The organism is Luteibacter sp. (assembly GCF_009912395.1).
Lineage (GTDB): Bacteria > Pseudomonadota > Gammaproteobacteria > Xanthomonadales > Rhodanobacteraceae > Luteibacter.
Window position 1 is genome coordinate 103,908 of sequence record NZ_WNDO01000018.1, and the last position, 7,797, is coordinate 111,704.

A 7,797-nucleotide genomic window follows, 5' to 3' on the forward strand; every position below is an offset into this window, starting at 1 on the left:
GCCATGAGCGTGGAGCTGGACAACGAGCTGCTCAACGTTTTCCTGATCGAGGCACGTGAACTGCTCGAGAGCCTGGGCGAACAGCTCGTGGATCTCGAGTCCTCGCCGGGCGACGTCGATCTGCTGAACGCGGTGTTCCGCGCGTTCCATACCGTGAAGGGCGGGGCCGGCTTCCTCGGCCTCAACCCCATGGTGGAACTGTGCCACCGTGCCGAGGATCTGCTGAACGAGGCGCGCAACGGCGCCATCGTGCTCGACGCGGGCTTCATGGACGCGTTGCTGGAGTCGCTCGACCTCCTCAACGACATGATGCGCGCCGCTGACGGCGGCGTGGCGATCGAGGCCGCGCCGCGTTCGCTGCTCGATCGTTTGACGATCCCCGGCCGCGTCGCGTCGGCACCGCCGATGGCGCTGGCGCAGCCGGTGTCCGCACCGGTGGTCGCGCCTGCGCCGCCCGCGGCACGTCCGCACGATCCGATCGAAGACGAATTCGAGGCCATGCTCGACGCCGCGCGCGCCGACCGTGCGCCCGCGCCCGAACCCTCGGGCACGATCAGCGACGACGAGTTCGAAGCCCTGCTCGATTCGCTCTACGGCACCGGCGCTCCCGGCGCCGAGTCGGTCGCCGCCGCGCCGGTTCCGGAAGTGGCTGCGCCGGTGGTCGATAGCACTTCGATCAGCGACGACGAATTCGAAGCCCTGCTCGACTCCCTGCACGGCACCGCCGCGCCGGGTGCGAACGCGGCGACGCCGGCTCCCGAACCGGTCGTCGCGCCCCCGCCGGTCGAACCGGTGAAGGCTGCTGTCGCCAGCGAGGCCGCGCCCAAGGCTGCGGGCGAAAAGCGCAGCGCATCCACCGCCGACACCACCGTTCGCGTGGACACCCATCGCCTCGACAACCTCGTCGACGCGGCGGGCGAACTGGTGCTGGTGCGCAACCGCCTTACCAATCTCGCACCGCGCGGCACCGCCGACCCGATGGAACGTGCCATCGGCGAGCTGGAACGCGTGGCCGAAGATCTCCAGAACGCCGTGCTGCGCATGCGCATGCAGCCGGTCGGCAAGCTGTTCTCCCGTTTCCCGCGCATCGTTCGCGACCTTGCCCGCCAGCTGGGCAAGGACATCGAACTGGTGACCGAAGGCGAAGACACCGACATCGACCGCACCGTGGTCGAAGCGCTCGCCGATCCGCTGGTGCATCTGCTGCGCAACGCGGTGGACCACGGCATCGAGATGCCCGACGTGCGCGCCCGCGAGGGCAAGCCGCGCACCGGCACCGTGCGCCTCGCGGCCGGCCAGTACGGCGACCGCATCGTCATCACCGTCACCGACGACGGCAAGGGCATGGACCCCGAGGTCCTGCGCCGCAAGGCCGTCGAAAAGGGCCTGATGGATGCCGAGCAGGCCGCGCGCCTGGAAGAACGCGAGTGCTACGAGATCGTGTTCCGTCCCGGTTTTTCCACCGCCAGCCAGGTCTCCGACATCTCCGGTCGCGGCGTCGGCATGGACGTGGTCAAGACCAAGATCGTCGAACTGGGCGGCACGCTGTCCATCGACTCGCGCGTGGGCCACGGCAGCACCGTGCGTCTCTCGGTGCCGCTCACCCTCGCGATCCTGCGCGTGCTCATGGTTCGCGTCGGTCATCGCCTGCTGTCGCTGCCGATGTCCAACGTCGCCGAAGTGTTCGAGCTGTCGGAAGGGCAGGTGCAGGAACTCGACGGCCGCATCGTCGCCTCGCATCGCGGCCGCGCGCTGCCCCTGGCCGACCTCGGCCGCTGGGCTGGCGTGGAAGGGCGGGGCGGTCATGTCGTGGTGGTGCAGATCGGTCACCAGACACTCGGCTGCCTCGTCGACGAAGTGCTCGGCCGCGAAGACGTCATGGCCAAGCCGCTCGGTCCGTTCCTCAAGGACGTGCCCGGCGTGGCTGGCGCCACCATCACCGGCGACGGTCGCATCTCGCTCGTGCTCGACCTTGCCGGGCTGGCGGACGACAGCGGCCAGGTGCTGCCTTCACTGAGGATGGCCGTCTGACATGGATATCGTGAGTGTCGTCGGCACGATCCTGGCCTTCGTGGTCATCATCGTGGGAACCATCCTCAAGGGCTCGAGCCTCGACGCCCTGTGGAATCCCGCCGCCTTCGTCATCGTCTTCCTCGGTACCTTCGCCGCGCTGCTGGTGCAGACCCCGGGCGCCGTGCTCAAGCGCGCCTGGAGCATGCTGCCCTGGGTGTACCGTCCGCCGGATATCGAATCGGAGAACCTCGTCAGCCGCATCATCGGCTGGAGCGAGATCTCCCGCCGCACCGGCCTGCTCGGGCTGGAGCCGGCGATCGAACGCGAAACCGACCCGTTCATCCGCAAGGGCCTGCAACTGCTCGTCGACGGCACCGAGCCCGACGCGATGCGCTCGGTGCTCGAAGTGGAGGTGTACTCGCGCGAGCACACCGACATCGAAGCCGCCAAGGTCTTCGAGAACGCAGGCACCTACTCGCCGACCATGGGCATCATCGGCGCCGTGATGGGCCTGATGTCCGTCATGCAGAACCTTGCCGATCCGAGCAAGCTCGGCCACGGCATCGCCGCCGCGTTCGTCGCCACCATCTACGGCATCGGCCTCGCCAACCTGCTCGCGCTGCCCATGGCCTCGCGCCTGAAGGGCCTGGCCCGCCAGCGTTCGCAGATGCGCGAGATCCTGGTCGAGGGCCTCGTGTCCATCGCCCAGGGCGACAACCCGCGCCATATCGAGAGCAAGCTGCAAGGATTCCTCTCGTGAAGCGCCGTCACCACGAAGAGCACGTGAACCATGAGCGCTGGGCGATCCCCTACGGCGACCTCATCACGTTGCTGCTCGCGCTGTTCGTGGTGATGTACGCGGTGTCCGCGGTGAACGAGACCAAGTTCCGCGTGATGGCCCAGTCCATCAACGAAGCCTTCAACGGCACCGGCAAGGTCATCGAGCCGATCCACGAATCCACACCCGCCGCGCAGGTGCCGCTGCCCGACCAGTCGCGCGCCCCCACGGCGTCGCCCATCGCCAAGATCGACGTGCCCATCCCGCCGCGCAACCTGCCGTTGCCCGGCCACGAAGGCGCCGCCGCCGAGCACCAGGACGGCAAGCTCAAGCAGACGGCCACGGCCGCCGATGCCAACACCAGCGTCGGCAAGACCGAGCAGAACACGCTCAGCCAGATCTCCGACGAAGTGAAGCGGGCGATGAAGCCGCTGATCGACAAGAGCATGGTCAGCGTGCGGCAGACGCCCGATTGGCTCGAAATCGAAGTGCGCACGGACATTCTCTTCCCCGTCGGCGTGGCCAAGCTCCAGCCGCAGGCGGAGGACGTGCTGCGCAAACTCGCCGGCATCCTCGCGCCGTTCCCCAACGCCATGCGTATTGAGGGCTACACCGACAACACGCCGATCGCCACCTCCACGTTCCCCTCCAACTGGGAACTGTCGGCCGCGCGTGCCGCGACGGTGGCTCGCCTGATCACCACCACGGGCGTCGATCCGCACCGCGTGGGCATCATCGGCTGGGGCGAATACCGTCCTTCCGCCGACAATGCCACCACCGACGGCCGCAATCGCAATCGCCGCGTGCTCATCGTGGTGATGAGCGACAAGGCCGCACCCGCCCGTTTCTACAGCGACGCCGACCGCGTCGACCTGACCCGGCAGGCCGCCCCCTCGGGCGCCGCGACCTCCGCCGTCTCCACCGCGCCGACCGTCGTCGCGCCCACCGCGGGCGCCGCACGCTTCGCGACGGAAGGGGAGTCGCACTGATGCGCGTCTGGGCCGTATCCAACCAGAAAGGCGGCGTGGGCAAGACCACCACGACGGTGGCGCTCGGCAGCCTGCTCGCCGACGCCGGCAAGCGCACGCTGCTGGTCGACATGGACCCGCACGCCTCGCTCTCCGGTTACATCGGCGTAGAAGGCGGCGCGCACGGCAGCGTCTATGACCTGTTCGGCGTCGGCGGCAACCCGTTGCCCGTGCGTACGCTCGTGCATGCGACGCAGTGGGAGCGCCTGAGCGTGCTGCCCGCGTCCGCCGCGATGATCACGCTCGACCGCCAGCTCGGCACGCGCCAGGGCATGGGCCTCGTGCTCTCCCAGGCCCTCGCCGAACTCGCCCCCGACTTCGACCACGTGCTGCTCGACTGCCCGCCGCTGCTCGGCGTGCTGATGGTCAACGCACTCGCCGCCAGCGACCGCCTGCTCGTGCCGACGCAGACCGAAGCCCTCGCGCTCGCCGGCCTCGAGCGCATGCTGCGCAGCCTGTCCATGATCGAACGCTCGCGCGGCAAGCCGCTGCCGCGCACCATCGTGCCGACGCTGTACGACGCGCGCACGCACGCCTCGCGCGCCTGCCTCGAACAACTGCGCGAACAGTACGGCGACGGCGTCAGCCAGTCCGTGATCCCCACCGACACCCAGATTCGCGAAGCCAGCGCCGCCGGTGTGCCATTGGCTTCCTGGCCCGCCGCGTGCCGCGGCGGTCTTGCCTACCGCCAGTTGCTCGACGAGCTGCTGGCCATGCCCGTGCCGTCCGTGACGGACGCGGCCGCATGATCCGCGCCATGCACGACGCCGAGCAGATCGTCGCAGGGTACCTGGCCGAGCTGCTCACGCCGCTGCCGGTGCCCGAGCCGCCCGCGCAGGTGAAGGTCGTCGCCATCCAGACCTGGAGCGACCCGCCACCGCCCGTGCCCGCACCCGACGCCGACACGCGCTACCTGCTGTGCATCGCCGCCGGCGTGAAGCTCGCCGTGCCCATGGCCGACGTCACGCACATGCTGCCGATGCCCCCGCTGACGCCGCCGAACACCACCAACCCCGTCTGCCTTGGTCGCTGGCGCCATCCTAGCGGCGAAGCCCGCGTGGCCGACCTCGGCGCGATCCTCTCGATCGACATGGCCGCCAACCCGGTCAGCACGCTGGTCATCCTCGGCAACCGTTCCTGGGCGCTGGCCTGCGTGGTCAACGACGAACCCGTGGAACTGGACGCCGAGTCGATCCAGTGGCGCCACGGCGCCACCTCGCGCCCCTGGCTGGTGGGCATGTCCAAAGAACCCAAGTGCGGCGTCATCGGCACCGCCGCGCTGATCGAATGGCTGGAACAGGAGCTAGGGCCATGACCGGCACCGCACCCGACGACCGCAGCACCTGGCTCGGTTTTTCCCTCAAGGGACAGCGCTACGCCGTCTCCCTCGCCGCCGTGCGCGAAGTGATCCGCCCCGGCGACATCACTCCCGTGCCCGGCGCACCGCATGACGTGCTCGGCATCGTCAACCTGCGCGGCCAGATCGTGCCCGTGCTCGACGGCCGCCGCCGCTTCGGCCTGGAAGGGCAGGTGGACGAACAGCACGCCGACGGCCAGCGCGTCATCGTCTTCGACGATGCCGGCAGCGTGGTGGGCATGCGCATCGACCTCATCGGCGACATGCTCCAGCTCGACACCAGCGAAGTCTCGCCGCCGCCTCCCGGCCGCGCCGAACGCCGCGACGACCCCGTCAGCGGCGTCGTCACCCGCGACGACGGTTTCATCGCCCTGGTCGACGTTCCCCGCCTCTGCCGCGCCTGACGTGACCCTGTAGGAGCGCGCCCTGCGCGCGACCGTCTGAAACGTTGCGCTCGGGCTTTGCCGTGTTGCTCCGTAGGAAGGGCTCGCCGTGCGGCCTCGCGTGCGGCGCTCGTACGTAGCGGCGCAGAGCCGGCGGTGGCGGCCCTTGGCGCGCCGGTCTGCGGTGTCCCTCGGGAAAGGAGAGCCGCTGACGCGGCTGGTGTCTTATGGCTGCGCCCCTTCGGGCCCGGGTAGCGTGCGGGGTTTTCTGACTCGGCTTCCTGCCTCGGCAGAAAAGGTCGGTCATCCTGACCGTCCCCCTTCGGGCCTTATCCGCCCGCTCCCCTCACCTCCGTCAAGTCGCGCCAAGGGCCGCCACCGTCGTCTCTCCCCAACGCACCGTGGCCTTGTGATGTAGGAGCGCGCCCTGCGCGCGACCGGTTATCGCGAAACGGTTCGCGCGCAAGGCGCGCTCCTACATAGGCGGCCGTGCTACCGTTCTGGCCGCCTCACCCCGGAGCCCTACCGACATGAACGCCGCCATTGGTTACGTGCTCATCGCACTCGCCGTCCTCAACCTCGTCGGCCTCCTGTTTCTGTTCCGCCGCACGAGCAAGATCCACGTCGTCCCTCAGGCCCCGGCACCCGCGACACCGCGCGATGAGCCAGCCACGGAAGACGCCACCCCCGCGATCGAGCCCGACCAGCTAGACAGCATGCTCCGCCGCCTGGAAAACCGCCTCGGCGACATCGAAGACCAGGTCCGCCGCGCCCCCGCCGTGAGCGTCGCCAGCGAAGGCGGTATCAACACCGACCGCGCCCTCGCACTCGCCCAACGCCTCGCCCGCCAGGGCTCCTCCCCGCAAGAGATCGCCGACACCTGCGGCCTCTCGCTCACGGAAGCGGAACTGCTGCATCGGTTGCATTCGGGGCGTTGATCGTCAGCGGGTGGCGTAAAGCGCGTTCACCAGACCGATCACCATCAAGCCACACGTCGAGGCGATCACTGCGGTGACGTCCATAGGCGTACGGGCGATATGTATGGACGCTGCTACCAGTGCGAATAGGGCTACCGCGCGCCCTGTGGTGTCGACCAAAAGATTGAGCCGATCCATCGACGTTTCTCTGATCGTCGTTCCTCGATGAGCTATCCATACGACACGGCGTCGCCACTGCCTTAGCCGCCATGCGATGAGTAGGAGGCTTGCCAATGAACAGGCGACTGCAGTTATCACGAAATAGGCGAGGCCATGCGTATGACCATGGCAACCGGTGTGGCCGCTGAACACGGCTACGTAGATGTACAGACATCCACATAGCCATGCGCCTGGTTTTCGACGCTCGGGCGAATTAGCGATCTTGTCGAGCTTTTTTTCGACCATGAATGTATTCAAGGATAACGGCCAGTAGGAGAACGGCGATCGGTGCGGCATGGCATGCAGCGGTCCGATATCCATATTCGGTGTCGAATCCCACGCAGATCATGTAGATCGTGATATCTGCCAAGACGATCGACGTCCATCGGTCAGGTATCAGTGTCTCGGGCCAGCGAACTCCATTGACCCAATGGGGACTGGACAGGTAACGCAGGATGGCGAGCGTTCCGATAAGCGAAAAGAAGGCCAGAAGCAGCGCATAGCCGGTGTCGTGACCGGGCGCTTCGCAAAATACATGCGGCACCGAAGGTAGCGTAACTCCGGCGATTAATATGAGGATGCGACGGCGAAGCGTGATGGTCGATAGGCTGAAACGTGACATGCACCGAACTTCCCTGTCAGTTAAACATGGCAAACATGCGATAGAGAAAAACGATTGTTGTGGTGACGTAACCCACCCGACGTATGCGAGGGCCGCCGAGAAGGCAGCCTAAGGAAAATCCAGTCAGCTGTGCCAGGACGATTTCGAATGGTATTGCTGGCACCGCACCAACTCATTTTGGCGAGACATTCCAGCAGTAGGCGAAAATCACGGCCATCGGCGGATACCGTCACTTCGCGTCAGAATCCCCAACTAATCGCTGACTACGAGATGTGCGAAACGCACCTGTAGGAGCGCGCTTGCGCGCGAGCCCGCGAAGCGGACAAGGTGATCGGTAGCGTGTGATCGCGCCCCACGTCGTTCCAGCGCACGCTGAAACCAAGCGCGATGCGATGGGTTGTCGCGAGTGCGTTCCCTACGTAAAAGCCGATGCAGTGTCGTCGTGTTGCTGCTGAACCGAGGCGGTGGGTTCCGGCCTAC

General features: G+C 67.2%; 9 protein-coding genes. 7 read left to right on the forward strand and 2 right to left on the reverse strand.

The genetic code is table 11. From position 1 onward, the window contains the following. Positions 1-3 precede the first annotated feature (3 nt). The 7 genes from GAK28_RS16480 to GAK28_RS16510 all read left to right on the forward strand — a co-directional run bounded on the left by GAK28_RS16480 (position 4) and on the right by GAK28_RS16510 (position 6,497). Entirely contained in the window at positions 4-2,031 is a 2,028-nt protein-coding gene (locus GAK28_RS16480) for a chemotaxis protein CheA (RefSeq protein ID WP_291781549.1), read from the forward strand. Between the two features lies 1 nt (position 2,032). Continuing rightward, positions 2,033-2,773 carry a flagellar motor protein gene (locus GAK28_RS16485; protein WP_291781553.1) on the forward strand — a complete coding sequence of 247 codons (741 nt, stop codon included), beginning with the start codon at positions 2,033-2,035 and terminating at the stop codon, positions 2,771-2,773. After that, positions 2,770-3,780 (forward strand): flagellar motor protein MotD, encoded by a 1,011-nt coding sequence (gene motD / locus GAK28_RS16490; protein ID WP_291781556.1) that lies wholly within the window; start codon positions 2,770-2,772, stop codon positions 3,778-3,780. Before GAK28_RS16485 ends, motD begins: the two co-directional genes overlap by 4 nt. Beyond that, positions 3,780-4,568 carry a ParA family protein gene (locus GAK28_RS16495; protein ID WP_291781559.1) on the forward strand — a complete coding sequence of 263 codons (789 nt, stop codon included), beginning with the start codon at positions 3,780-3,782 and terminating at the stop codon, positions 4,566-4,568. The genes motD and GAK28_RS16495 overlap by 1 nt, the downstream gene beginning before the upstream one ends. Then, the gene (locus GAK28_RS16500) at positions 4,565-5,134 is read left to right on the forward strand and encodes a hypothetical protein (protein ID WP_291781563.1); all 570 of its coding nucleotides are present in this window, start codon (positions 4,565-4,567) and stop codon (positions 5,132-5,134) included. Before GAK28_RS16495 ends, GAK28_RS16500 begins: the two co-directional genes overlap by 4 nt. Continuing rightward, positions 5,131-5,580, forward strand: a complete 450-nt coding sequence (locus tag GAK28_RS16505) for a chemotaxis protein CheW (RefSeq protein ID WP_291781566.1) — start codon at positions 5,131-5,133, stop codon at positions 5,578-5,580. The genes GAK28_RS16500 and GAK28_RS16505 overlap by 4 nt, the downstream gene beginning before the upstream one ends. Positions 5,581-6,089: 509 nt before the next feature. Then, on the forward strand, positions 6,090-6,497 hold the full coding sequence (locus GAK28_RS16510) for a DUF2802 domain-containing protein (RefSeq protein WP_291781569.1): 408 nt from the start codon (positions 6,090-6,092) through the stop codon (positions 6,495-6,497). Positions 6,498-6,500: 3 nt separating this feature from the next. Here GAK28_RS16510 and GAK28_RS16515 read toward each other — a convergent pair whose 3' ends face one another. After that, on the reverse strand, positions 6,501-6,941 hold the full coding sequence (locus tag GAK28_RS16515; protein WP_291781572.1) for a hypothetical protein: 441 nt from the start codon (positions 6,939-6,941) through the stop codon (positions 6,501-6,503). Beyond that, positions 6,910-7,317, reverse strand: a complete 408-nt coding sequence (locus tag GAK28_RS16520; RefSeq protein WP_291781575.1) for a hypothetical protein — start codon at positions 7,315-7,317, stop codon at positions 6,910-6,912. Before GAK28_RS16520 ends, GAK28_RS16515 begins: the two co-directional genes overlap by 32 nt. Positions 7,318-7,797 lie beyond the last annotated feature (480 nt).